Source organism: Paraburkholderia sp. EG286B (assembly GCF_040965655.1).
Lineage (GTDB): Bacteria > Pseudomonadota > Gammaproteobacteria > Burkholderiales > Burkholderiaceae > Paraburkholderia.
On record NZ_JBFRCF010000001.1, the window covers coordinates 554,128 to 580,372 of the forward strand.

Consider the following 26,245-nt stretch of genomic DNA (forward strand, 5'->3'; position numbering starts at 1 on the left):
GGCGCTCAGCTCAGGATGGGCGGCAGCGCATGCGGCACGGGAATCGCACGCTGGATGTGCGGCGGCGGCGCATCCACCACGAGCTTGTGGCGTGGCGCGGGCCGCACGGCGGCCGGCTTCGGCGTGGGGCGCTTTTGCGTGACGGTTTTGGGCGCAGGCGCCGCGCCAGCAGTCGGATGATGCGCACGTGCTGCCGCGTGGGCCTCGCCGGGCGTGTGCCGTTGGGCCGCGGCGTGGCCCTTCGCGTGCGGCGGCTTGTCGGCCTTCGCAACATGGTGCGGGGCGCTCGTATGGGTGGAGGAACCCGTCGTATGCGTATGACGTCCGGCCGCGTGCGGCGCGGCACCGCCGTGCCCGCCCCGCGCTTTGGACGCCTGCCCGCCATGCGACTGTTGCCCAGCAGCCGCTCCGTGTCCTGCATGCGCCCCTGCCGTCTTCCCCTGCCCCCATGCCCACACCGGCGCGGCAACTACCATCGCCGCGACCATCAATACGCCTGCCCGCACCTCGTCTCTCCCCAAATGCCGTCCCAATGTCCGGCGAGGATTATACCGAGTCAAAACTTGCAATAATCCATATATGGACTAATATCTACTAAAAGTTCAATTCAGGACTCGACCACCATGCCACCCGCCACTGCTTCCGTCACGCCGTCGCGACGCCCCCGCGCCGAACCCTCGCTCACCGAAATGTCGGCGGCGGGGCTCAGGGCGTTCTTCAACATTGCGCGCGACTGGGACCTGAGCGCCGAAGAGCAGATTATTCTGCTCGGCTCGCCGGGCCGGTCCACGTTCTTCAAGTGGAAGCAGTCCCCGCAAACCGCCCGGCTGGGCCGCGACACACTCGAACGCCTTTCGCTGCTGCTCGGCATCTACAAGGCGCTGCAGATTCTCCTGCCCCAACCCACCTCCGCCGACACCTGGATCAAGCGTCCCAACAGCGCGCCGCCCTTTGGCGGACGGCGCGCGCTCGACCGCATGCTGGCCGGCAACGTCAGCGACCTCGTAGCGGTGCGCCAGTATCTCGACGCAATGCGAGGCGGCTGGGCGTGACGCAAACGAACTGGCAAGACCGCTGGCGCAGCGCGCAGCTCACCTGGTCACCCGCGTTCAGGGTGATTCCCACCCGGTTTCCCGCCGTGAACCTGTTCGACCGCGTGGCTTCCGCGGACGACTTCGAGGCGCTCTATGCGCTCGAAGCGCTCACCAACGACCGGCTGCGCACCGAAACCGGCGACCTCGACCTCGTGCCGCGCGAGGAGCGCCGCTTCGGCCCCGGCTACGGGCCGATCATGGCGGCCTTCACGCATCTGAATCCGCAGGGCAGCCGTTTTTCCGACGGCACCTACGGCGTGTTCTACTGCGCGCGCTCGCGCGCCACCGCCGTGGCGGAAACGCGCTATCACTCGGGGCTTTTTCTCGCGGCCACGAACGAGCCGCCCATCCGCCAGCAAATGCGACTCTATACGGTGATCGCGCATGGCGAGGTAATCGATCTGCGCGACGACCCCGCGCTCGATCCGGGCGTGCTCTCGCCCGACGACTACACGGCCGGCCAGACGCTGGGCCGCGCCGCCCGCGAGGCGCGTGCGCCAGGCATTGCGTATCCGTCGGTGCGCGACGAGGACGGCGAATGTCTCGCCGCCCTCAGCACGACGCTGCTGCGTGCATGCCATCACGCGGCGTATCTGGAATACAACTGGAATGGGCACACCATCGACATGGTGTTCGAGTTGAACCGCATCGTGTAGCCCGAGCGGCCAACGGGAGACCGGCAGGGGCCGGGCCTCAGGGCAGCACGATCGCGGCCGCGCCGTGCGCGAGCGCTTCGACCTGCGAGACCGACAAGATGCGCGACGTAAGCGCCTCGACCATCGTGAGGCGTCCTTCGGTGATGAACGCTCCGGTGTCGATGAACACCTGCGAGCCGATCTGACGCACTTCGCGCACCGGCGTATGCCCGCAGAACGTGAGCGAGAGCGCATAGCGCGCCGGGTCGCCGGTGCCGAGCACGAGATCGCGGCCCCAAAGCATGCGCTCGCGCACGTCGGAATCGAACTGGCCGCTGTCGAGCGCGGCGTCGTCGCCGAAAAATTCTGCGTGAATGATATTGAATCGCTTTTCGCCCTCGCCCACCACGCGCGCAAGCGGCAACTGGCGCAGCCGTTGCGCGTAGTGCACGAGTTCGGCGTCGGGCACGCTCTGCGCCCAGCCGCCGCCGATGCCATACCAGCGGTTGCGCGGCATCCGCCCTTCGGCCACGGCGCACAGTGCGTCTTCGTGATTGCCGAGCACGGCGTAGAACCACGGTTTGTCGAGCAGCGCGAGCGCCTGTTCGCACTGCTCGCGTTCGCCCCGATCAACGAGATCGCCCACCGAAAACAGGCGGTCACGCGCGGTGTCGAACTCGACTTCGCGCAAAAGATAGCGCAACGCCTCCACGCAACCATGCAAGTCGCCTACTACGAAGTCGCGACCTGCAAGGTTGGCGGCATGGTGCTGCACGAGAGCGTCGGGTGTATGCGTCATCACTTCATCATAGCGCTGTGTGAGTGGGCCATATGAGCGCCAAATATCGTATCGGTTGCGATTGCGACAGGCGCGTCACGAAGCAGACTCCACGCAAGCGACGTGCCTGCATTCACAGCATACGCGTTTGCGGCTATCAGTGTCGGCGCGAGCGCGGCGCAAAGCCCCGCGGTTACGGTGAGTTACTGGGGCTGGGCACGCAGCGCCGCGACCTCGCCGGCCGTGAGCGTGGCCCGCGGATCGCCGAACTGCGTCGTCACGTAGTTGGAAATTGCCGCCACCTGTTCGTTGCTCAATGCATCGCCGAATGCCGGCATCAGCACGTCGCTGTCCCTCGTCTGACGCCTCACACCGTGCAGGATCACCATCGCGAGGTTGTTCGGGCTCGGCGCGCCCGCGACGCTGTTATGAATGAGCGATGGATACGCACCCGGCGCGCTTCCCCCGACGCCCTCGCCGGTCCAGTGGTGGCAGCTCGCGCAGTTCGCCACGAAAAGCTGCAAGCCGTTCACGTTCGTGATCGCCGCGCCGCGCAGCGCGGTAATGTCGTTCACAGCGGGCTTGCCCCAGCCGTCGCGCGGCCGCGTCACGCCGCCCGAAACCGGCGGCAGCGCGCGCAGATACGCCACGATCGAACGCAGGTCCTCATGCGTCAGGTATTGCGTCGAGTGCTGGACCACGTCGGCCATCGGACCGGCTGCGCTGGCGTGGCCCGCGGCAATGCCCGTGGAAAGATAGGCGATCAGCGCGTCGTCGCTCCAGTTGCCGATGCCGCTCGTGCGGTCGGGCGTGATGTTGTAGGCCTGCCAGCCTGCTTGCGTCGCGCCCGAGAAGCGCTCCGTCGTCTTGAGACCCTGCATGAAGTTGCGCGGCGTGTGACATTCCTCGCAATGCGCGAGGCCTTCGACGAGATAGGCGCCGCGGTTGAATTCGGCGCTCTGCTTCGGGTCCGGCACGAAGCGGCCTTCGTTGAAGTTGAAGAGATTCCACAAGATCATCAGCCAGCGCTGGTTGAATGGAAAGCGCAGCTCGTTGGCGGGCGGCGTGTAGTGCACCGGCGCGACCGTATTCAGATACGCGCGGATCGCGAGCATGTCCTGCTCGGTCATGCGCGTGAATTCGACGTATGGAAACGCGGGATACAGCCGCTCGCCGCCCTTGCCGATGCCTTCGTGCAGCGCGCGTACGAAGTCGGTATCGCTCCACTGGCCGATACCGGTATCGGGGTCCGGCGTGATGTTCGGCGTGTAGATTTTTCCAAACGGCGTGCTGATGGGCAGGCCGCCCGCAAACGGCCTGCCAGGGTCGGCGGTATGGCACGCGACGCAGTCGCCTGTGCGCGCCAGATAGGCGCCGCGCTTGATGAGTTCGGGCTTGTCCGCGTCCGCAATCGGCGTCGATGTGTCGTCGCCGCGCGCCGTGGACATCGGCAGTTCGTCGACCGGACGCGTGCGCGATTCGTGCGACGCGTGCCACGCGATGTAGAGCGCGAAGGCACAGAAGAGCGCGGCCGCGATAGCGGCACGCGCGCGTCTCTCTCGCTCGTGATGCGTGGTGGCCACGGTGGAGGACTTCGCTGTTTTCATCGTCTGGCTCGTATCAAAGCTCGTGGCGCAGTTTGTCGGCCAGCTTCAGCGACAGCGCGGCAATCGTCAGCGTGCAGTTAACCGAGGCGGCCGAGGGCATCACCGCGCTGCTGGCGACGAACAGATTCGCATGATCGTGCGTGCGGCAATCGGCATCGACGACCGAATCGGCGGCACTCGCGCCCATGATCGTCGTGCCCATGATGTGGTTGTTGGGCGCGAAGGTGTCGTCGAACGCGATGTCCGTGCCGCCGAAAAGCTGCGCGATCTGCACATAGAGTTCATGCGTGTTCGCCGCGCTCTTCTTCACGTAATCGTTGATCGAGTAATAGATCTCGGGCTGCGGAATGCCCAGTCCATCCTTGTGTTCGCCCGAGGGCAGCACGCGGTTCTGCGGTTCGGGCAAATGCTCGTGGAAACTGTTGATGGTGAGCGTACGCGACGTGCGCTCGCGGATCTGCCGGTCCAGCTCCCCGCCCGTCAGGCCGTTCTTGATGAGCGCAGCCGTGACGGCCATGGTGGGCACCGCGTTCGACAGATGCAGTTTCTTCGCGGCATACGCGGAGCGGAACGCGCCGTCGCGGAAGTTCACGACCGAAGTCATCTCCATGGGCCCGCGCCCCGGCCAGAGCGGTTCGTTGGCCATGAACGTGATGCCCGTGCCCGGATGATCCATGAGATTGCGGCCCACCTGGTCGGAGCTGTTGCCGATGCCGTGGGCAAACGCATCGCTCTTCGACATCAGCATGAGCTTGGGCGTCTCGATGCCGTTCGCGGCGAGCACGAAGAGCTTGCCGGTCACGCGCGTGCTTCTGCCGCTCGGGTCCTTGTAGTGGACCGCGGTAACGAGCCCTTTGTTGTCGGCCTCGATACGATAGACCACGGCCTGCGGCACGAGCTTCGCGCCCGCCCGCTCGGCCTTGTCCGCGTGAACCACGCCGTTGTACATCGCACCGATCGGACAGATCGGCATGCAGTTGTTATTGCCGCAGCAGGTGGGACGCGCATCGAACGGGCGGCTATTGCGCGCGACCGGCTCGGGCACCACGTGAAAGCCATTCGCATTCAGTACTTGCGAGAAGCGCTGATCCATCCAGGAAAGCGGCAGCATGCTCATTGGATACGGCTTCGCGCGCGGCGAGCCGAGATCGTAGGTCGCGTCCGGTCCGGACACGCCCAGTTCCTCTTCCGCGAGCTGATACCACGGCTCCAGCGTCTCGTAGGGATAGGGCCAGTCGCGACCCACGCCGTACTGTGTTTTCAAACGAAAGTCCGCCGGCAGCAAACGCCACGCGGCGGCGGCCCAGTGCCACGTGGTGCCGCCCACGAGCCGCAAATATTGTGAGTTGTACGGATAATCGCCCTTCTGCACGAGATACTCGTTGGGCGGCGCGTATTCCGGATGCGGCGCGTAGCTCACAGACGGATAGGGCGTAGCGAAATCGGCCTTGGCGGGCGAGTTGCGGAAGTTCTCCACGATCTGCCAGCGCGCGAGGCGCGGCCCCGCTTCGAGCAACACTACGGAAGCGCCGGCCCGGGCGAGCTGGTGCGCCACCAGACTGCCCGCCACGCCGGAACCGACGACGACCACGTCGGCGGAATGTCCTGTCGCCATTGTCGACCTCATCCTTTGGCTTTCGTTGTGGGGGCCTGGCGCGGCCGTGATGCGCGTGCCCGTTGCGCCGCTATTCGCCTGCGGGTTTGTGCTTCCAGTAGAACGGCACGTCGCGGCAATACGAGGGAATCGTGAGCACGTCGTTGACGGGGTCGAACATCAACGCCTTTTCGAAGGCCACCACCTGCACCTTCGGCATCTCGCCCACGAGACCGAGATACCACGCGCGCATGATGTCACCCACCATCGAGGCGAGTTCCGGCTGATCGGGCTCGAGTGCGGCGGTCACGGTATCGGAGGGCACGCCGCCGTGACCTTGAATCCAGGTGTTGAGCGTCGCGACGTTCGCGTCGAACTGGCTGCTCGCGTGGTCGAGCGCGGCATAGACGCGCTTGCCGAGCACGGCGTCGAAGCTCGTGCGGCCGGTGAGGCGCTGCGATAGCTTGATGAAGGCGTCATAGCCGCTGCCGGATGCGCTCGCCGGCGTCGCCGCGAAAGCGCGGCCCATGCCGAACGGCGCGCGCGAGCGCCCGGCAGCCGCGAAGGCGAGCAGCGCCGCTGCGCACGTTCCCGAGACGAAACGCCTGCGGCCGGGACGGCCAAGGCGCTCGAGTACAGCGGGAAGATCGTGCGGCGCCTGAGACATCCCGTGTTGTGTCACATCTGTCATGGGCACTCCAGATGAGGTCGATCCCGCCAGGTTCCCCTGGCTGGGGGCGAAACACGCTTGCCGCCGGCGCGGGCGGCGCCTGAAACCAGGTCATACCAACAACGTTTGCTATCGTCATTCAACGCGGATCACTGCATATGCACCATCGTTGCGCTGCCTGCGAAAGCGCGCTGCCGCGTTGCGCAAGCAATATAGCCCCTTATGGCCCGATAAGACAAACCGAAAGGCCCGATAAGACAAACCGAAAGCTTGCATGCCCGGCATAACAGCAAACAGCGCGTCACCCCGGCGGACCACGCACGGTAGAATCGCCGCAATCGATTGCTAACCCGCGCCACCCCGCGCCACGCCATGAACCTCATCCCGCTGGTACTACGCAACCGGCCGCACTTGATGATCGCCATCACGGTGGGTGTTGTGCTCGGCTTGCTCGCGCCCGCCTCGATCCATACTTCCGCGCGCGTCCTGCTCGGCTGGGACGCCACGGTATGGACCTACCTCGTGCTCATCTGGCTGCACATGGTGTTAGCAAACGAAGAGAGCGTGCGCGCGAACGCCCGCCGCGAAGACGAAAACGCCGGCACCGTGCTGTTTCTCATCTGCATCGCAACAGTGGCGAGCATCGTCGCCATCGTCATCGAGCTGGGCACGACGAAGGATCTCGGCACGGCCTCGAAAGTGCTGCATTCGCTGCTCACGGGGCTCACGCTCATCGGGGCGTGGTTTCTCATCCCCACCATCTTCACGCTGCACTACGCGCGCCTCTACTACGGTTCCGATCCCAACGAGCCCGCCCTCGTGTTTCCCGACAAAAAGCTCACGCCGAATTACTGGGACTTTCTGTACTTCTCGTTCACCATCGCCTGCGCGTCGCAAACCGCCGATATCGGCCTGCGCGGACGCAGCGCGCGGCGCGGCGTGCTCGCGCAATCGATTTTGTCGTTCTATTTCAACGTTTCTGTGCTAGGTCTGTGCGTGAACATCGCCGCGAGCATGGTCGGTAGCTGAGCCGTTTTTCTCCGCTGCAACGGATACCGGCAATCGCCGCCGCTTTCTCCGCTCGAATCCCCCGTCTTTGCGCCCAGCCTTTGCGAACGTGCGCCTGCACGCGGCGCCGCGCGCCTGGGTCGCGCATGGGCATGTGCCTTGCTCGACTCCCCCGCAAGTCGCCACGCGGCGCAAGCGGTTTGGTTCCGGCCTGCTCTTGCACTACTCTGAACAGGTGCCTGTCCACCACGCGCAGCGCGGCACGCTCCGGCAGCCCCCGGGCGGCGCGATCGCATTTCGGCTAACCCCGGCTTGCATCCCCTTCGCCTGACGTACCTGGAATACGACCGATGGAACCCCCCCACGCCTATGCGCCGCGGATCTACTTCGTCCATTCCGTCCTGGCAGGACCCCTCGACGCGTGGCCGGCGCACATCGCCCGCGCGGCGTCGCTGGGCTTCGATCACGTCCTGATCGGCGCGCTGTTCGCCTCGGGCGCGTCTGGCGACGACCGCGTCGTCGCCGACCACGCGCGCCTGAACGCGGCATTCGGCAGCCCGCTTTCCGCAGACGACGCCGTGCGCGAACTCGCGCTCGCGGCGCAATCGCGCGGCGTCACGCTGCTCGCCGATCTCGTCCTCGATCGCAGCGCCGCCGACGGCGCGCTCTACGCCGCGCATCCCGAGTGGTTCCACCCTTTCGAGCCCGAAGACGCGCGCCTCGACCCACGCCACGGCCACAGCGAAGCCAACGTCGCCTATGCCGATTTCGAGCGCGCGAGCGCGCCGCTCATCGCATGGTGGACGGCGCGCGCCATCGCGCTCGTCGAAGCGGGCATCGGCGGCTTTCGCGTGGACTCGCCGCACCGCACGCCGCCCCATGTGCTGCGCGCGATCTTCAATGCCGTACGCGCGCGCTTTCCGCAAGCGCGCTGGCTCGCCGCGACGCCTGGCCTGCCGCGCGAGGCGCTCGCGCACCTCGAAGGTGCGGGCTTCGACGCGGCCTTCTCCTCGCTGCGCTGGTGGGACTTCTCGTCGAGCTGGATGGTCGAGGAGCACGCCGCGTTGCGCCGCGTGGGCTCGCCGATAACGTTTCCAGAAGCGCCCTATGGCGCGCGTTACGCGCACGACCAGGAAGGCGCTGCCGATGCGCGCGCGGTCGAGCGCGCGTATCGCCGCATGCTGCGTGCGGCAGCCGCGCTCGGCACCGGCTGGCTCATGCCGATGGGTTTCGAATATGGCGTGGACGAAGCGACCTCGCACAGCGGCAACAGCGCGCAGGCGTGGGAAGCCGCGAAGGCGCGCGCGCCATTCGATCTGAGCGCCGATGTCGCGCACGCCAACGCGCTGCAACGCGAAACGTGGGCGCTGCAGACCAACGGTGAACTGCGCGCGCTCAATGGCCCCGGCGCCAGCGTCGCGGCGCTCTTGCGCGGCGACCGCGCGGACCTGCGCGACGCGGAAGACGCCATCCTCACGCTCATCAATCCCGCGCTCGCCGCGCCGGTGCGCGTGGATCTCGCGCGCCTGCTCGACGGTGTGCCTGGCGGCTTCACGCGCTTCGCGCCGCTCGACGCCGAAACGCTGCGCGGCGCGCGCCTGCCCGCGCCGCGCGACGCCAGCGCGATCCCCGAGACGTTCACGCTGCCCGCGGGCGCATGCTGGATGTTCCGCGCGCTCGCGAGCCCGCTCGTGGTGCTCGCGCCGCCCGAAGATCGCGGCAAGACCGACACGAGTGGACACAAGAGCGTGCTCGAAGCGATCGCCGCGCCCCGCATCGCCATCGAAAGCGCGCAGCCCTCGGTCGATCACGGCCGCTTCGCCGCGAAGCGCACCGTGGGCGAGCGCTGCGAAGTACGCGCGGCCATCTTCGCCGAGGGCCACGACCGCATCGACGCCGCCGTGCTCTGGCGCGCCGCCGACGAAACCGCCTGGCACGAATCGCCGATGACGGCCGTGCCGCCTGCGGGCACCGACCTGTGGGCGGGCCACATTCCGCTCGATCGCATCGGACGCTACGAGTATGTCGTGATCGCGTGGCGCGACGACTTCGCTTCGCTTGCGGAACATCTGCACAAGAAGCGCGCGGCGAACCAGCCCGTCGATCTGGAGCTCGAAGAAGCGAGCCGCCTGTTCGCGCTCGTGCTCGCCACTGCGGAAACATCGGGCGTGGGCGACGACGACCAGAAGCGCAGCAACGAAACGCTCGACGCCATCGTCAAACGCTTCATTGCTGCGGACACCGAAACACGCTGCGCGATCATCGCCGCGCCTTCGACGGCCGCGGCCGTGCGCGCCGCGCGCCATCGGCCGTTTCTTTCGCGCGATACGATCGTCAATCGCGTGGATGCGGAGCGTGGCGCCGCGCGCTTCGCGAGCTGGTACGAGATCTTCCCGCGCTCGATGAGCGACGACGAATCGCGCCACGGCACCTTCGACGACGTGATCGCGAAGATGCCGCGCATCCGCGAAATGGGCTTCGACGTGCTGTACTTCCCGCCGATCCACCCCATCGGCCTCGCCAACCGCAAGGGGCGCAACAACACGCTCAATGCGCAGCCCGGCGACGTGGGCAGCCCCTACGCCATCGGCGCGGCCGAAGGCGGCCACACCGCGGTGCATCCGCAACTGGGCACACTCGAGGACTTCTGCCGCATGCTTGCCGCGGCGCGTGAGCAAGGCCTCGAAATCGCGCTCGACTTCGCGATTCAATGCTCGCCCGACCACCCGTGGCTGAAGGCGCATCCCACCTGGTTCGCATGGCGGCCCGACGGCACGCTGCGCTACGCCGAAAATCCGCCGAAAAAATACCAGGACATCGTCAACCCCGAGTTCTACGCGCACGACTCGAAGCCTGATCTGTGGCTCGCGCTGCGCGACGCGATCCTGTTCTGGGTGGACACGGGCGTGCGTATTTTCCGTGTGGACAATCCGCACACGAAGCCGCTGCCGTTCTGGGAATGGATGATCGCCGACGTGCGCGCACGCCACCCCGACGTGATCTTCCTCTCAGAAGCCTTCACGCGGCCGCGCCTCATGTACCGGCTCGCCAAGCTCGGCTTCTCGCAGTCGTACACGTATTTCACGTGGCGCGAATCGAAGCGCGATTTCACCGAGTACCTCACGGAACTCGCCCAGACCGAGGTGCGCGACTTCTATCGGCCGAACTTCTTCGTCAACACGCCCGACATCAATCCGCGCCATTTGCAGACCGGCGCGCGTTCGAGCTTCCTGATCCGCGCCGCGCTGGCCGCGACGCTCTCCGGGCTGTGGGGCGTGTACTGCGGCTTCGAACTGTGCGAAGGACGCGCCATGCCCAATTCGGAGGAATATCTGGACTCCGAAAAATATCAGCTGCGCGCCTGGGACTGGCATCGCCCCGGCAATATCGTCGCGGAGATCGCCACGCTCAACCGCATCCGGCGCGCCAACCCGGCGCTGCACACGCATCTCGGCATCACCTTCCTCGACGCGCGCAACGACTCGCTGCTCTGCTTCGAGAAGGCCACGCCTGCGCGCGACAACGTGCTCGTCGTGGCGATCAATCTCGATGCCTTCAACGAGCAGGGCGCCGACTTCGAACTTTCGTGGGCGACGTTCCAGCGCTGGCACCTCGACGACCACGCCCCCCTCAATGTGATCGACGAAATGACGGGCGAGCGCTTCGAGTGGCGTGGGCGCTGGCAGCACGTGCGGCTCGACCCGCATGCGCGAGCGTTTGCGATCTGGCGCATCGAGCCCGCGAAGGGCCTGCCGCGCGAAGAACCGCTGCCTGAACACGCCGATGAGCACATCGAGGGCCATCCCGAACTGGACGCGGACTTCCCGCCCGGAGGAGCGACATGAAACGCGACCCCGCTACGCACGAGCCTGTGGCAACGAACGTGCAGACCGTCACGCGAGACTCGACCGCACACGATCCGCACGATGAGGAACGCGGCACGCAACGGCGCGGCAAGCCGTCGATGCTGTCCGACGACCCGCTCTGGTACAAGGACGCGATCATCTACCAGGTGCACGTGAAATCGTTCTTCGATGCGAACAACGATGGCGTGGGCGACTTCCCTGGCCTGCTCGCGAAGCTCGACTACATTGCCAGCCTCGGGGTCACGGCGATCTGGCTGCTGCCGTTCTATCCCTCGCCGCGCCGCGACGACGGCTACGACATCGCCGACTATCGCAACGTGCACCCCGACTACGGCCAGCTCGCCGACGTGCGCCGCTTCATTCAGGAAGCGCATGCGCGCGGCATGCGCGTGATCACCGAACTGGTCATCAACCATACCTCGGACCAGCACCCGTGGTTCCAGCGCGCGCGGCGCGCCAAGCCCGGCTCGAATCATCGCAACTACTACGTGTGGTCCGACACCGACCAGAAGTACCAGGGCACGCGCATCATCTTCATCGACACGGAGCCGTCCAACTGGACGCACGACCCGGTGGCCGGCGCGTACTACTGGCACCGCTTCTATTCGCACCAGCCCGACCTGAACTTCGACAATCCGGCCGTGCTGCGCGAAGTGCTGCAGGTCATGCGCTTCTGGCTCGACATGGGCATCGACGGGCTGCGTCTGGACGCCGTGCCCTATCTCGTGGAGCGTGAAGGCACGAACAACGAGAACCTGCCCGAGACGCACGGCATTCTCAAACGCATACGCGCGGCCATCGACGAGCATTACCCGAACCGCATGCTGCTGGCCGAAGCGAACCAGTGGCCGGAAGATGTGCAGGAGTACTTCGGCAACGAAGACGAATGCCACATGGCGTTCCACTTCCCGCTCATGCCGCGCCTCTACATGGCGATCGCGAGCGAGGACCGCTTCCCGATTCTCGACATCATGAAGCAGACGCCTGACTTGCTGCCGAGCTGCCAGTGGGCGATTTTCCTGCGCAATCACGACGAACTCACGCTCGAAATGGTGACGGACTCCGAGCGCGACTACCTCTGGAACACCTATGCGAGCGACCGGCGCGCGCGCCTGAACCTCGGCATTCGCCGGCGTCTCGCGCCGCTCATGGAACGCGACCGCCGCCGCATCGAACTCATCAACTCGCTGCTGCTCTCCATGCCCGGCACACCCGTGATCTATTACGGCGACGAACTCGGCATGGGCGACAACATTCACCTGGGCGACCGCGATGGCGTGCGCACACCGATGCAGTGGTCGTCGGACCGCAACGGCGGCTTCTCGCGCGCCGACCCCGAACAGCTCGTGTTGCCGCCGCTCATGGGCTCGCTCTACGGCTACGACGCCATCAACGTCGAAGCGCAAAGCCGCGACCCGCATTCGCTGCTCAACTGGACGCGCCGCATGCTCGCCACGCGCCGCGCCAAACAGGCGTTCGGGCGCGGCACGATCCGCTTCCTGCGGCCCGCGAACCGCAAGATTCTCGCGTACCTGCGCGAAATGCCCGACGAAGCGCCGATCCTGTGTGTGGCGAACCTGTCGCGCGCGCCGCAGGCGGTGGAACTCGATCTTTCCGAATTCGCAGGCATGTCCCCCGTCGAAATGACGGCCGACTCCGTGTTTCCGGCCATCGGGCAGCTGCCTTATCTGCTGACTTTCCCGCCCTACGGCTTCCTGTGGTTCCTCCTGAGCGCCGGCGATCAGCGGCCTTCGTGGAGCCAGCCGACCTCGGAGCAATTGCCCGAGTTCGTGACCGTGGTGATCCGCGAAGGGCAGACCGGTGCGACGCCCGAAAACGTGCGGCTGCTCGAATCGGAAGTGCTGCCTTCGTGGCTCTCGCGTCGCCGCTGGTTCGCCTCCAAGGACAAGCCGCTGCGCGCCGTGCGCCTCGCGGCACTGACGACGATTTACGGCGCGGGCTTCGCGTTCACGGAGATCGAGGCCGAGCTGGCGGATGGCACGAGCGAGCGCTACGTTCTGCCGATCGCCATTACCTGGGGCACCGAAATCACCACGCCGCTGCACATCCAGCTCGCGCTCTCGCGCGTGCGGCGCGGCCGCACGGTGGGCTATCTCACGGATGCGTTCTCGCTGCCGTGGTTCGCCTATGGCGTGCTGCGCAAGTTGCGCGAGCGCGCTACGGTGCCCACCGTGCAGCAGAGCACGATCCGCTTCGAGCCGACGGAGCGCCTCGACGAGCTCGACCTTGGCGAGACGCCGGAAGTGCGCTGGCTCGCGGCTGAGCAGAGCAACAGTTCGCTCGTGATCGCGGAAACCCTCGTGCTCAAGATCGTGCGCCGGCTGATGGCGGGCGTGCACCCCGAAGCGGAAATGAGCCGCTACCTCACGAAGCTCGGCTACGCGAATACGGCGCCGCTCTATGGCGAAGTGGTGCGTGTCGATCCCGCGGGCGTGCCGCATACGCTCATCATCGTGCAGGGTTTCATCGACAATCAGGGCAATGCGTGGGACTGGGCGCTCGACTATCAGCGCCGCACGATCGACGAGCTCGCGCTCGCCGTCGACGACGACACGAGCGTCGACCAGGCGCACGAGGAGGAAGCCGTGCAGGGCTACTGCGCGGTGATCGGCGCCATCGGCAAGCGCCTGGGCGAGCTGCACGCGATGCTCTCCCAACCCAGCGACGACGAAGCCTTCGCGCCCGTTGCCGCCACACCCGACGACGTGCGCAACTGGATTGCCGACACGAAGACCATGCTCAACGAAGCACTCGACATCGTCGCGCAGCATACGGGCGAAGACGAACAAACGCTCGACGAAGACGCACGCGACCTCGCGCGCAGTCTGATCGATCGCCGCAAGGCGCTCGTCGCGAAGGTCGACGAACTCGTGCCCGACGACACCAAGGCCGCGCGCATCCGCATCCACGGCGATTTCCACCTGGGCCAGGTCCTGCTGTCCCAGGGCGACGCGTATCTGATCGACTTCGAAGGCGAGCCCGCGCGAGCGCTCGAATACCGGCGCGCCAAGGCCTCGCCGCTGCGCGACGTGGCGGGCCTGTTGCGTTCGCTCTCGTATGCGGGCGCCGCCGCGCAATCGACGCTCGAAAGCGCGCCGCAGCAAGTCGTCGATCGCAAGCGCGCCCTGTTCGAACGCTTCCGCGGCTATGCGGCCGAAGCGTTCCTGAGCCAGTACCGCGCAGCCGTCGCCGAAGGTCCGCTCACGCTCGTCAGCGCTTCGCACGAGCAGGCGCTGCTCGACCTGTTCCTGATCGAGAAAGCGGCTTACGAGATCCGCTACGAGGCGGCCAACCGCCCCACCTGGCTCGCGCTGCCGGTACGCGGTCTCGCGGCGCTGGCGGCACGCGTGCTCGGACTCACGCCCACACAGTCCACGCAATCGCATTCCGGCGGAGGTGGCCATGGTTGAACGCGCACCCCAGGCCGGCCTGAATCCCCACGACGCCGACGCACTCGCCGGCGCGTACCACTCCGATCCCTTCTCCGTGCTCGGGCTGCACTGGGTGGACGGCGCCCCTTACGTGCGCGCATGGCTGCCGAACGCCTCGGGCGCGAGCGTGGTGGCGCGCGACCGCGCCCACACGCTGGGCGAACTCTCGCTCGTGCATCCCGCAGGCCTGTACGCGGGGCCACTCGCGGAAGCGGTGCCCTACCGGCTGGAGGTCGACTGGCATGGTGTGAGCCAGGAAATCGAGGACACCTATTCATTCGGCCCGCAGCTTTCGTACGAAGCGCTGGTGCGCCTCGCCGACGGCGACCCTTACGCGGTGCTCGAATGCCTCGGCGCGCGGCCCTTGACGTGCGATGGCGTACCCGGCGTGCGCTTCGCGGTCTGGGCGCCGAATGCGAAGCGCGTCTCCGTGGTGGGCGACTTCAACGCGTGGGACGGGCGGCGCCACCCCATGCGTCTGCGCCACGAAGCCGGCGTATGGGAACTGTTCATTCCGCGTGTGGCGCCCGGTGCGCGCTACAAGTACGAGATACTCGGCGCGCGCGGCGCGGTCCTGCCGCTCAAGGCCGACCCCTGTGCGCTGCAGACGGAATGCCCGCCTGGCACGGCCTCGATCGTCGCGCCCGTCGAGGCGATCGACCACTACGCGTGGCGCGATCAGGAGTGGCTGCAAACGCGCGCCGAACGGCAGAACGCGCGCGCGGCCATGTCGGTCTACGAGGTCCATGCGCCTTCGTGGCTGCCCACGCAAGGCGCCGACGCCCCGGCGCCCGACTGGGGCGCGCTCGCCGAGCGCCTGATCCCCTACGCGCAGGGCATGGGCTTCACGCACATCGAATTGCTGCCCGTGGCGGAACACCCGTTTGGCGGCTCGTGGGGCTATCAGCCGCTCTCGCAGTTCGCGCCCACCGCGCGTCTTGGCGCGCCGGTGGACTTCGCGGCGTTCGTCGACCGCGCGCACGAGGCGGGGCTGGGTGTAATTCTCGACTGGGTGCCCGCGCACTTCCCGAACGACGCGCACGGTCTCGTCGATTTCGACGGCACGGCGCTCTACGAGCATGCCGACCCGCGCGAGGGCTATCACCCCGACTGGAACACGATGATCTACAACCTGGGACGCCGCGAAGTGAGCGCGTTCCTCGTCGCGTCGGGTCTTGCGTGGCTCACGCGGTATCACGTGGATGCGCTGCGCGTGGACGCGGTCGCCTCGATGCTCTACCGCGACTATTCGCGCGCGCAAGGCGAGTGGGTGCCCAACCTCTATGGCGGTCGCGAGAATCTCGAATCGATTGCGTTCCTCAAGCGCCTCAATCACGAAACGCAATATGTTCCGCAACGCCCCGGCGTCATCACCATTGCCGAGGAGTCCACAGCATGGCCGGGCGTCACGGCGCGCCCCGAGGATGGCGGCCTCGGCTTCCAGTTCAAGTGGAACATGGGCTGGATGCACGACACGCTGCACTACATGCACGAGGACCCCGTCTATCGCCGCTATCACCATCACCTGATGACGTTCGCGATGGTCTACGCGTGGTCCGAACGCTTCGTGCTGCCGCTGTCGCACGACGAAGTGGTGCACGGCAAGGGGTCGCTGCTCGGCAAGATGCCGGGCGACCGCTGGCAGAAGTTCGCGAACCTGCGTGCGTACTTCGGCTTCATGTGGGCGCACCCCGGCAAGAAGCTGCTGTTCATGGGCGGCGAGTTCGGGCAGATGGCCGAGTTCGATCACGACGGCACGCCGCACTGGAACCTGCTCGACGACCCGCTGCACCGCGGCGTGCAAACGCTCGTGCGCGACCTCAACCGTCTCTACGCGAGCGAGCCCGCGCTCTACACGCTCGACTCGGAACCCGGCGGCTTCGAATGGCTGGTTTCCGACGACAGCGAAAACAGCGTGCTCGCATGGCGCCGCGTGGACGGCTCGGGCCGCGAGATCGTGGTGATCTGCAACTTCACGCCGGTGCCGCGCCACGGCTACCGCATCGGCATGCCCCAGCCGGGACAGTGGGAAGAAGCGCTCAACACCGACGCCGAAGTGTACGGCGGCTCGAACATGGGCAACGGGGGCCTCGTCACCACGGAGAGCGTGGTGAGCCACGGCAAGCCGCAGTCGGCCGCACTCGTCCTGCCGCCGCTCGGCACGCTGATCCTGCGCCTGCGCCGCTAAGTCGGCGCAGCGGCGGGATTTGATCAGGAACCCGATGCAAAACGAAGAACAACAGCTGGAGCATCGTCATGGCAAACGGTCCGCCTGAGCGCCTGCTGCCCGGCTCCCCCTGGCCGCTCGGGGCGACGTGGGACGGACTCGGCACCAACTTCGCCGTGTTCTCGGCCCACGCGTGGCGCATCGAACTGTGCCTGTTCGACCCCACGGGCCGCAAGGAACGCACTCGCTACACCTTGCCCGAATGCACCGATGAGGTATGGCACGGCTATCTGCCGGGCGCGCATCCCGGCACCGTCTACGGCCTGCGCGCGCATGGGCCCTATCAGCCGCATCTCGGGCACCGCTTCAATCCGCACAAGCTGCTGCTCGACCCCTACGCGAAGCAACTCATCGGCCAGTTCCGCTGGTCGGACACGCTCTATGGCTACCGCGCGCATTCGAACCGCGTGGACCTGTCGATCGACCGGCGCGATTCCGCCCCGGCCATGCCCAAGTGCGTGGTCGTGAACGACAACTTCGACTGGTCGCGCGACCGGCGCCCCAACACGCCGTGGGGCGACACCGTCATCTACGAGGCGCATCTGCGCGGTCTTTCGATGCAGCGGCACGATTTGCGCACGCACATGCGCGGCACGTTCGCCGGGCTGGCGGCGCCACGTTTCATCGAGCATCTGCACAATCTCGGCGTGACGGCCATCGAGATCCTGCCGATGCACGCGTTTCTCTCGGAGCGCTTTCTGATCGATCGCGGACTGCGCAACTACTGGGGCTACAATTCCGCCGCATTCTTCGCGCCCGAGCCCAGCTACCTCGTGGGCTACGACACCGACGAAATGCGCATTGCCGTGCGGCAGCTTCATGCGGCAGGTATCGAAGTCTTGCTCGACGTGGTCTACAACCACACCTGCGAAGGCGGCGAAATGGGCCCCACCGTCTCGTGGCGCGGCCTCGACAACGCCAGCTACTACCGCTGCGTGCCTGGCGACGAGCGCCACTTCATCAACGACACGGGCTGCGGCAACACGCTCGACTTTTCGCATCCGCGCGTGCTGCAGATGGTCGCCGACTCGCTGCGCCACTGGGTCACCTCATACGGCATCGACGGCTTTCGCTTCGACCTCGGCGTGACGCTCGGGCGCGAACCGGCAGGCTTCGACCCGAACGGCGGCTTCTTCGACGTGCTGCGCCAGGACCCCGTGCTGTCGCAATGCAAGCTGATTTCCGAGCCGTGGGACGTGGGCCCGGGCGGCTATCAGCTTGGCAACCACCCGCCCGGCTTTTCCGAATGGAACGATCGCTTCCGCGACAGCGTGCGGCGCTACTGGCGCGGCGCGCCGGGCCAGCGCGCCGACCTCGCGGCACGCCTGACCGGCAGCGCGGACCTGTTCGACAAACGCAAGCGCCGGCCCTGGGCATCGATCAATTTCATCACCTCGCACGACGGCTTCACGCTCGCCGACCTCGTTTCGTACGAGCGCAAGCACAACGAAGCGAACGGCGAAGAAAACCGCGACGGCCACAATGAAAACTGGAGCGCGAACTGGGGCGTGGAAGGTCCGACCGACGACCCCGCCATCCTCGCCACGCGTGCGCGCGTGGCCCGCTCGATGATGGCCACGCTCCTCATCGCGCTCGGCACACCGATGCTGCTCGCCGGCGACGAGGCCTGCCGCACGCAACGCGGCAACAACAACGCGTACTGCCAGGACAACGACATTTCGTGGTTCGACTGGGCGCTCGCCGAAACGCCCCAGGGCAAGGCGATGACGCGTTTCGCCGCGCGCGTGATCGCGCTGCGCCGCGAACATCCGCTGCTGCACGAAACGCGCTTTCTGTTCGGCGAGCGCGAACTGATGCCCGGCATGCACGACATCGACTGGTTCGACGAACGCGGCGAGCCGCTCTCGCCCGACGCCTGGCACGACCCGGAAGCGAGCGCGTTCACCATGCGGCGCGCGGGAGCGGGACTCCACGGCCAAATGGAAGTATTGTTAATGATGCTGAACGCCTCGCAGGGCGCGGTGACGTTCATGGCGCCCGCGCCGCACATGGCATGGGAGGTGCTGCTCGATACCGCGCGGCCCGACGCGGCGCCCTACGCGCTGCCCGACACGACGTACGAGCTGGCCGCGCGCGCGCTCGCCGTGCTCTGCGCCCGTCCGGCGCGTGCCGACACGCACCGGCCAGCGGGCACGCGCGGCGACGCGCCCACGCCGGACCCGCGCCGCACGCCCGGCGCTTCCGGCTCGGGCGCCCCCGCGGGCCCGGACGAAGCCGCCGCTGGATAGGAACAGGACGCAACCAGGAATCCACCATGTCCCCGCTTTCGCACGATCCGCACACCCGCCAATACATGCATTGCCTGCCGTTCGGCGCGCAGCTGATCGGCGCGGCGCACGCGCAGCCGCATACGCGCTTTCGCTTCTGGGCGCCGTCGTGCCAAACGGTGCAGATCGTGTTCGAGAACGTGAGAGACGCGCCGCCGCTCGACATGACGCCGACCGGCAACGGCTGGTTCGAAGCACAGGCGCCGTGCGGTCCGGGCACGCTGTACCGCTACTGCCTCGACGGCCAGCAACGCGTACCCGACCCCGCATCGCGCTTCCAGCCGCAGGGCGTGCACGGGCCGAGCGAAGTGCTCGACCCGCGCGCGTACGCCTGGCAGCACGCGCACTGGCAAGGACGCCCCTGGGAAGAGACCGTGCTCTACGAGCTGCACGTGGGCGCGCTGGGCGGCTATCAGGGTGTCATGAAACGTCTGCCCGCGCTGGCGGCGCTCGGCGTGACGGCCGTCGAACTCATGCCGCTCAACGACTATCCGGGCGAGCGCGGCTGGGGCTACGACGTCGTGCTGCCTTACGCGCCACACGCAGCCTATGGCAGTCCTGACGAACTGAAAGCGCTCGTCGATGCCGCGCACGGGCTGGGGCTGCAGATGTTCATCGACGTCGTGTACAACCACTTCGGCCCCGACGGGAACTGGCTCGGCCTCTACGCCAAGCCGTTTTTCCGCCAGGACGTGAAGACGCCGTGGGGCGAAGCGCTCGACTTCGACCGCTTCGAAGTGCGCGACTTCTACTGCGACAACGCGCTCTACTGGCTCACGGAATATCGCTTCGACGGTCTGCGCATCGACGCTGCGCACGCGATCGGCAACACCGACTGGCTGCGCGAGCTGGCCGACCACGTCAAGGCGCGTGTCGAGCCCGGGCGGCATGTGCACCTCGTGCTCGAAAACGAGCACAACGAAGCCAATCTGCTCGAATCGCACTTCAGCGCGCAATGGAACGACGACGCGCATCACTGCTTTCACGTGCTGCTGACCGGCGAGTCGGAAGGCTACTATCGTGCCTTCAAGGATTCGCCCATCGGCAAGCTCGCGCGCGTGCTCGGCGAAGGCTTCGTGTACCAGGGCGACCCGTCGCCGGTGCATGCGGGCAAGCCGCGCGGTGAACCGAGCGCGCACCTGCCGCCCACCGCGTTCGTGATGTTCCTGCAGAACCACGACCAGATCGGCAACCGCGCGCTCGGCGACCGGCTGCGCACGCTGGCCGACGACGACGCCCTGCGCGCGGCCACGGCAATGCTGCTGCTGTCGCCGCAGATTCCACTGCTCTTCATGGAAGAGGAATACGGCTCGACGCAGCCGTTCCAGTTCTTCACCGCCTTCACCGGCCAGCTCGCCGATGCAGTGCGTGAAGGCCGGCGCCGCGAATTCAAGGCATTCAGCGCGTTCAACGACGAAGCGAGCCGCGCACGCATTCCCGATCCGAACGATCTGCAGACCTTCCTGAATTCGTCGCCGCTGGCCGATGCGCCGCTCGACGGCGAACGGCTCGAATGGATGCACTTCTACAAGTCGGCGCTGTGCGTGCGGGCGCATTTGCTGATGCCGCGCCTGCACCACGCACGCGCGCTCGGCGCGACCGTGCTCGCCGACGACGCCGCGAACGGCCTCGCCGCGCTCGTCGCGCGCTGGTGCCTCGACGATGGCGAAACGCTCACGATCGCGCTGAACCTGGGCCGCGACGGCGTGCTGCTCGAGCCACGGCCCGAGGGTATGGTGATCTTCGAAACGCCACCGCGGGCGCGCGACCATGCCGACAACGGCGTGTTGCCGGAGAGCGCGTGCATTGCATGGCTCACCGGCGACGTGCCCGAGTATTCGAGCGAACACGACGCGCGCGTCGTGCATCGCGAGGAGCCCAACGCATGAGCACGGCGCGCCGCGGCGAAACGCTCGCGACCCTTGCCGCCCGCGCGGGCTTCGAGGTCGAATGGACCGACGCGCACGGCACCGTGCAGCGCGTGCCCGACAGCACGCTCGCTGCCCTGCTGGAATGCGCGGGCCTGCCTTGCGCCAACGCCACGCAGATCCGCCAGAGCACCTCCGCGCTCAACGCTGAACAGTCGACGCGGCGACTACCGCCGCTCATCACCGCCGAATACGACAGCGCGATCGAGCTGCCGCCTTCGGCCGTACGCGCGGGCAGCCACTATCGGATCGACCTCGAAAGCGGCGAGCATATCGAGGGCCGCTTCACCTCGCCGCGCGGCGAGAGCGCGCTGCTCGCGCCGCTCGCGGAGCCGGGCTACCACACGCTCACCGTCAACGATCATCGCCTGACGATTGCGGTCGCGCCGCCGCACTGCCATACCGTCGCCGACGCCTGGCGCGCACGTCACGGCGACAGCGGCGCGGTGCCGCCGCTGTGGGGGCTCGCCGCGCAATTGTATGGACTCCGACGCAACGGCGACGGCGGCATCGGCGACTACACCGCGCTCGCCACGCTAGCCGCGGAAAGCGCGCGGCGCGGCGCGCAGGCGCTCGCGGTGAGCCCGACCCATGCGATGTTCAGCGCCGAGCCGGGCCACTTCAGCCCCTATTCGCCGTCGTCGCGCCTGTGGGTCAATGTCGCGCATATCGACCCCGCCGCGGAATTCGGCGCCAAGGGCGCGCACGACGCGAGCGTGGCCGCGAATGCGCTCGACGCCTGGCGCGAACTCGAAGCCGCGCCGCTCGTGGACTGGCAGCGTGCGTTGCCGCTCAAGCTCAAGGTGCTGCGCGCGCTGTTCGAGCGCTTCGACGCCGACGAGCGCGCTAGCGGCTCGCCGCGTGCCGCCGCCTTCGCCGCGTTCTGCGCGCAGGGCGGCGAGGCGCTCGAAGACCACGCGCGTTTCGAGGCACTGCAGGAAGCCATGCTGCATGGCCCCGGCGGCGCGCGTCACTGGCGCGACTGGCCCGAACCGCTGCGCGACCCGCGCAGCGCCGACGTGGCGACATTCGCGCAGGAGCACCGGCGCGAAGTCGACTTTCACTGCTTCCTGCAATGGCTCGCGGCGCTTGGGCTCTCGGGCGCGCAGCGCCGCGCGCGCGAGGCCGGCATGGCGATCGGCCTCGTCGCCGATCTCGCCGTGGGCTGCGACGGCGGCGGCTCGCACGCGTGGTCGCTGCCGCAGGACATGCTGCAACGCGTGTCGGTCGGCGCGCCGCCCGACATCTTCAACCAGGCCGGGCAAAGCTGGGGGCTCACGACGTTCTCGCCGCGCGCGATGCATACCAACGGCTTTCGCGCGTTCATCGACATGCTGCGCGCGGCCTTCGCCCATGCGGGCGGCGTGCGCATCGACCATATCCTCGGGTTGCGCAGGCTCTGGCTCGTGCCCGAAGGCGAAAGCGCGCGCCACGGCGCGTATCTGCGCTATCCGTTCGACGACCTCGTGCGGCTCATCGCGCTCGAATCGTGGCGGCATCGCGCGATCGTGATCGGCGAAGACCTCGGCACCGTGCCGCCAGGGCTGCGCGAGCGGCTCGCCGCGCACGGGCTGTATGGCATTCGCGTGCTGTGGTTCGAGCACGACGGCAAGGGCTTTCTCGCGCCCGCGCGCTGGGACCCGCACGGCGTCGCGACGACCACCACGCACGATCTGCCGACCGTCGCGGGCTGGTGGAGCGGCGCGGATATCGACTGGCGCAACCGCATCGGCCAGACGCTCCCGCGTGCCGACGGGCGCGACCCCGTCGCGCTCGACCGTGCGCGGCGCGCGACGGATCGCGTCGCGCTCTGGCATGCGCTGCAGCACAGCGGGCTCGCGCCGCGCGCCACCGAACCGCCGCCCACCGACGAGCCGCCCGTGAATGCCGCGCTCGCCTACGTCGCGGCAACGCGCAGCCCGCTCGTCACCTGCCCGCTCGAAGACCTGCTCGCATTGTCCGACCAGCCGAATCTGCCCGGCTCGATCGACGAGCATCCGAACTGGCGCCGCCGCCTGCCGCTGCCCGTCGAGACGCTGTTCGCCGATCCGGCCGTCGCCGCGCGCGTCGAAGCCGTCGTACGCGCACGCGAGGCCGTCGCGCGCACGCAGGCCGACCCGAACGCCGGTGCAGGCGCGAGCGACGCCAACCCAACCGCCAGCTCGGCGCCAGGTGCGACCGAAAAGAAGCCGACGCCATGACACACCCTCGCGCGACGCTGCGCCTGCAGCTCCATCACGGCTTCACGTTCGTCGACGCGCTCGCGCAGCTCGACTACTTCGCCGCGCTCGGCGTGAGCCATCTCTACCTGTCTCCCGTCACGACCGCGCAGCCCGGCTCGATGCACGGCTACGACACCGTCGACTACGGCACGGTGAGCGCGGAGCTGGGCGGCGAAGGCGCGCTGCGCCGCTTCGCCGCGAAAGTGCACGAGCGCGGCATGGGCATCATCGCCGACTTCGTGCCGAATCACATGGGCGTGGGCGGCGGCCACAACGCCTGGTGGCTGGACATCCTCGAATGGGGCCGTCACAGCGCGTATGCGCGCCACTTCGACGTGGACTGGCACTCGCCCGACCCCGCCCTGCGCGGCAAGGTACTGATGCCGTTTCTCGGCGCACAGTACGGCGAAGAACTCGCTGCGGGCCGCATCGAGCTGAAGTTCGACCCCGCCGCCGCGCGCTTTTACGTGCAGTACGGGCCGCACGTGTGCCCGATCTGCCCGACCGATTACGCGACGCTCCTGCAGTCCGCGAACCGCGCCGATCTCAACACGCTCGCCGGGCCATTCCAGGGCCTCACAACCCAGCCCGACGACCAGGCGCGCGCCAGCGCCGGGCGCGACGCGCTGCGCGCATTCGTCGAGCGGGTCGGCACGGCCCCCATCGACTTCGTTCTGGAATCCTATGCAAGCGGCGACCCGGTGCCGCGCGAGCGGCTGCACCGCCTGCTGGAGCGCCAGCACTTCCGGCTCGCGTGGTGGCGCACCGCCACCGACGAGATCAACTGGCGGCGCTTCTTCGACATCACCGCGCTCGCCGGCGTGCGTGTAGAACGTCACGACGTGTTCGAGGCCGTGCACAAGCTCGTGTTTCGCCTCTACGCCGACGGCGTGATCGACGGCCTGCGCATCGACCATATCGACGGGCTCGCGGACCCGCGCGAGTACTGCGAGCGCCTGCGGCAGCGGCTCGCCGCGCTGCGCGCCACGCCGCCCTTCATCGTGGTCGAGAAGATCCTCGCGCAAGGCGAAACGCTGCGCGACGACTGGCCCGTGCAAGGCACGACCGGCTACGACTTCATGAACGACGTGGGCGCCTTGCTGCACGATCCCGCGGGCGCGGCGCCGCTTGCCGAAGCGTGGGCCGCCATCTCCAGCGACGACCGGCCGTTCGCGGCCTACGCGCTCGACGCGCGCCGCGAGATGCTGGCCGCCTATCTCCCCGCGGAACTCGACCACGTGACGCGCGCGCTGCACCGCATCGCGCGCGAACTCCCCGGCACACGCGACACCACCTATGCGTCGGTGCATCGCGTGGCCGCGCATCTGGCCATGTACTTTCCGATCTACCGGATCTATCCGGCGAACGGCTTGCGCAGCGCGCTCGACAACCGTTATTTCGATGTTGCGCTCGACGCCGCGCGACGCGCATTGCCGCGCGCAAGCCTCGCGGCGCTCGACCTCGTCGATGGCTGGCTAGGCGGGCGCACGCCCGAACCGGCCGCGAACAACGCCAGCAGCGGCAGCGGCAACAGTGGAGGCAGCGGCGCCAGGACGCCACGCGCCGCGCCAGCCGGCGCGAACGCGGGCGCGGGCGCCAACCCGGCGAATACGCCGCTCAGCCACGCGCTCATCGCGCAACGCACGGCGCTCGCGCTGTTCTCGCAGCTCACCGCGCCGCTCGCGGCGAAGGCCACGGAGGACACGGCGCTCTATCGCTACGGCCGCCTGCTCTCGCGTAACGAAGTGGGCGCAGACCCCGACGATTTCGCGCGCACGCCCCACGACTTTCATGCGACCAACCGGCTGCGCCAGCGGCGTCCTTATGGGCTGCTCGCCACGGCCACGCACGACCACAAGCGCGGCGAGGACGTACGCGCGCGGCTCGCCGTGTTGAGCGAGATTGCGCTCGACTGGAGCGCCACGCTGCGCGCCTGGTCGACGCTGAACCAGACGCATCGCCGCAACGACGGGACGGCCGGCACGTCCTGGTCGCCGGGACCGGCAGCCGAGGCGATGCTGTATCAAACGCTGGTGGGCTGCTGGCCGCCCGAACTGGACCCGGGCGACGAAGCGGGCGTGCGTGCGCTGGCGGAGCGCGTCTCGACGTGGCTGCTCAAGGCGTTGCGCGAAGCGAAGCTGCGCACGAACTGGCTCTCGCCCGACGAGGCCTACGAATCGGACTGCCAGGCATTTCTCTTCGATATCCTCGCACCGCAGCGGCGCGACGGCTTCCTGCAGGCGCTGGCCGAATTCGTCGCGCGCGTGGCGCCCGCCGGGGCGCTCAATACGCTGCTGCAGACGGTGCTGCGGCTGACCTCGCCGGGCGTGCCCGACCTCTATCAGGGCACCGAGCTATGGGACTTCAGTCTCGTCGATCCGGATAACCGGCGGCCCGTCGATTACGCCGCCCGCGCGGCCGCACTCGATGAGCAGGCGCCCGCCGCGAAGCTGAAGGACTGGCGCAACGCACAGGTGAAGCTGGCCACCGTGCACCGCCTGCTCGCGCTGCGCTCGCGCGCGCCCGAACTGCTGCGCGAAGGCGACTATCTGCCGCTCACGGCTAGCGGCGCGCAGGCCTCGCATGTGATCGCGTTCGCGCGCCGTCACGGCAACGCGTGGGCCGTCGTGATCGGCACCCGCCTCGCGGCGGGCTTGCTGGATGGCGACACGCCGCTCGTCGCGCCCGAACGCTGGGAAGATACGGCCATAGAATTGCCCAAAGGATGCGCGCAAGGCACGCTGCACGACTGGCTCAGCGAGGCCACGTACACGGTGCGCGAAGGCGGCACGCTCGCACTGCGCGACATCCTGGGCGCCATGCCCGTGGCCGTGCTCAGCACGCTCGCACGCAGCTAGGCGGCACGCGAGGCGCGC

15 protein-coding genes are annotated in these 26,245 nt (G+C 67.7%); 10 read left to right on the top strand and 5 right to left on the bottom strand.

The genetic code is table 11. The annotated features are described in order from the left end of the window. Positions 1-5 precede the first annotated feature (5 nt). Positions 6-506: a hypothetical protein gene (locus AB4Y42_RS02650; protein ID WP_368689309.1), complete on the bottom strand. Its 501-nt coding sequence runs from the start codon at positions 504-506 to the stop codon at positions 6-8. A gap of 183 nt (positions 507-689) precedes the next feature. Between AB4Y42_RS02650 and AB4Y42_RS02655 the strand changes: the two genes are divergently transcribed. Continuing rightward, positions 690-1,052 (top strand): MbcA/ParS/Xre antitoxin family protein, encoded by a 363-nt coding sequence (locus tag AB4Y42_RS02655; RefSeq protein WP_133183928.1) that lies wholly within the window; start codon positions 690-692, stop codon positions 1,050-1,052. Next, positions 1,049-1,750: an RES family NAD+ phosphorylase gene (locus AB4Y42_RS02660; protein ID WP_368693311.1), complete on the top strand. Its 702-nt coding sequence runs from the start codon at positions 1,049-1,051 to the stop codon at positions 1,748-1,750. The genes AB4Y42_RS02655 and AB4Y42_RS02660 overlap by 4 nt, the downstream gene beginning before the upstream one ends. Before the next feature lie 37 nt (positions 1,751-1,787). Here AB4Y42_RS02660 and AB4Y42_RS02665 read toward each other — a convergent pair whose 3' ends face one another. The 4 genes from AB4Y42_RS02665 to AB4Y42_RS02680 form a co-directional block, all read right to left on the bottom strand. Beyond that, entirely contained in the window at positions 1,788-2,528 is a 741-nt protein-coding gene (locus tag AB4Y42_RS02665; protein WP_342918567.1) for a metallophosphoesterase, read from the bottom strand. A gap of 182 nt (positions 2,529-2,710) precedes the next feature. Next, positions 2,711-4,114, bottom strand: a complete 1,404-nt coding sequence (locus AB4Y42_RS02670; RefSeq protein ID WP_368693312.1) for a c-type cytochrome — start codon at positions 4,112-4,114, stop codon at positions 2,711-2,713. A gap of 13 nt (positions 4,115-4,127) precedes the next feature. Further along, entirely contained in the window at positions 4,128-5,729 is a 1,602-nt protein-coding gene (locus AB4Y42_RS02675) for a GMC family oxidoreductase (protein ID WP_368693313.1), read from the bottom strand. 70 nt (positions 5,730-5,799) lie between these two features. Beyond that, complete coding sequence (locus tag AB4Y42_RS02680; RefSeq protein WP_368693314.1) at positions 5,800-6,399, bottom strand: sugar dehydrogenase complex small subunit; 600 nt, start codon at positions 6,397-6,399, stop codon at positions 5,800-5,802. A gap of 351 nt (positions 6,400-6,750) precedes the next feature. Here AB4Y42_RS02680 and AB4Y42_RS02685 point away from each other — a divergent pair, with 351 nt between their 5' ends. The 8 genes from AB4Y42_RS02685 to treY all read left to right on the top strand — a co-directional run bounded on the left by AB4Y42_RS02685 (position 6,751) and on the right by treY (position 26,227). Then, positions 6,751-7,407 carry a DUF1345 domain-containing protein gene (locus AB4Y42_RS02685; protein WP_368689304.1) on the top strand — a complete coding sequence of 219 codons (657 nt, stop codon included), beginning with the start codon at positions 6,751-6,753 and terminating at the stop codon, positions 7,405-7,407. Positions 7,408-7,736: 329 nt separating this feature from the next. Continuing rightward, positions 7,737-11,231 (top strand): maltotransferase domain-containing protein, encoded by a 3,495-nt coding sequence (locus AB4Y42_RS02690; protein ID WP_368693315.1) that lies wholly within the window; start codon positions 7,737-7,739, stop codon positions 11,229-11,231. Beyond that, positions 11,228-14,683, top strand: coding sequence for a maltose alpha-D-glucosyltransferase (gene treS / locus AB4Y42_RS02695; protein ID WP_368689302.1), 3,456 nt, complete (start codon positions 11,228-11,230; stop codon positions 14,681-14,683). Before AB4Y42_RS02690 ends, treS begins: the two co-directional genes overlap by 4 nt. Further along, on the top strand, positions 14,676-16,892 hold the full coding sequence (gene glgB, locus AB4Y42_RS02700; RefSeq protein WP_368693316.1) for a 1,4-alpha-glucan branching protein GlgB: 2,217 nt from the start codon (positions 14,676-14,678) through the stop codon (positions 16,890-16,892). Before treS ends, glgB begins: the two co-directional genes overlap by 8 nt. A 68-nt stretch (positions 16,893-16,960) precedes the next feature. Further along, on the top strand, positions 16,961-19,180 hold the full coding sequence (glgX, locus tag AB4Y42_RS02705) for a glycogen debranching protein GlgX (protein ID WP_368693317.1): 2,220 nt from the start codon (positions 16,961-16,963) through the stop codon (positions 19,178-19,180). A gap of 26 nt (positions 19,181-19,206) precedes the next feature. Then, positions 19,207-21,108 (top strand): malto-oligosyltrehalose trehalohydrolase, encoded by a 1,902-nt coding sequence (gene treZ / locus AB4Y42_RS02710; protein ID WP_368689299.1) that lies wholly within the window; start codon positions 19,207-19,209, stop codon positions 21,106-21,108. After that, positions 21,105-23,348 carry a 4-alpha-glucanotransferase gene (gene malQ / locus AB4Y42_RS02715; RefSeq protein ID WP_368693318.1) on the top strand — a complete coding sequence of 748 codons (2,244 nt, stop codon included), beginning with the start codon at positions 21,105-21,107 and terminating at the stop codon, positions 23,346-23,348. The genes treZ and malQ overlap by 4 nt, the downstream gene beginning before the upstream one ends. Next, positions 23,345-26,227 carry a malto-oligosyltrehalose synthase gene (gene treY, locus AB4Y42_RS02720; protein ID WP_368693319.1) on the top strand — a complete coding sequence of 961 codons (2,883 nt, stop codon included), beginning with the start codon at positions 23,345-23,347 and terminating at the stop codon, positions 26,225-26,227. Before malQ ends, treY begins: the two co-directional genes overlap by 4 nt. Positions 26,228-26,245: the final 18 nt, after the last annotated feature.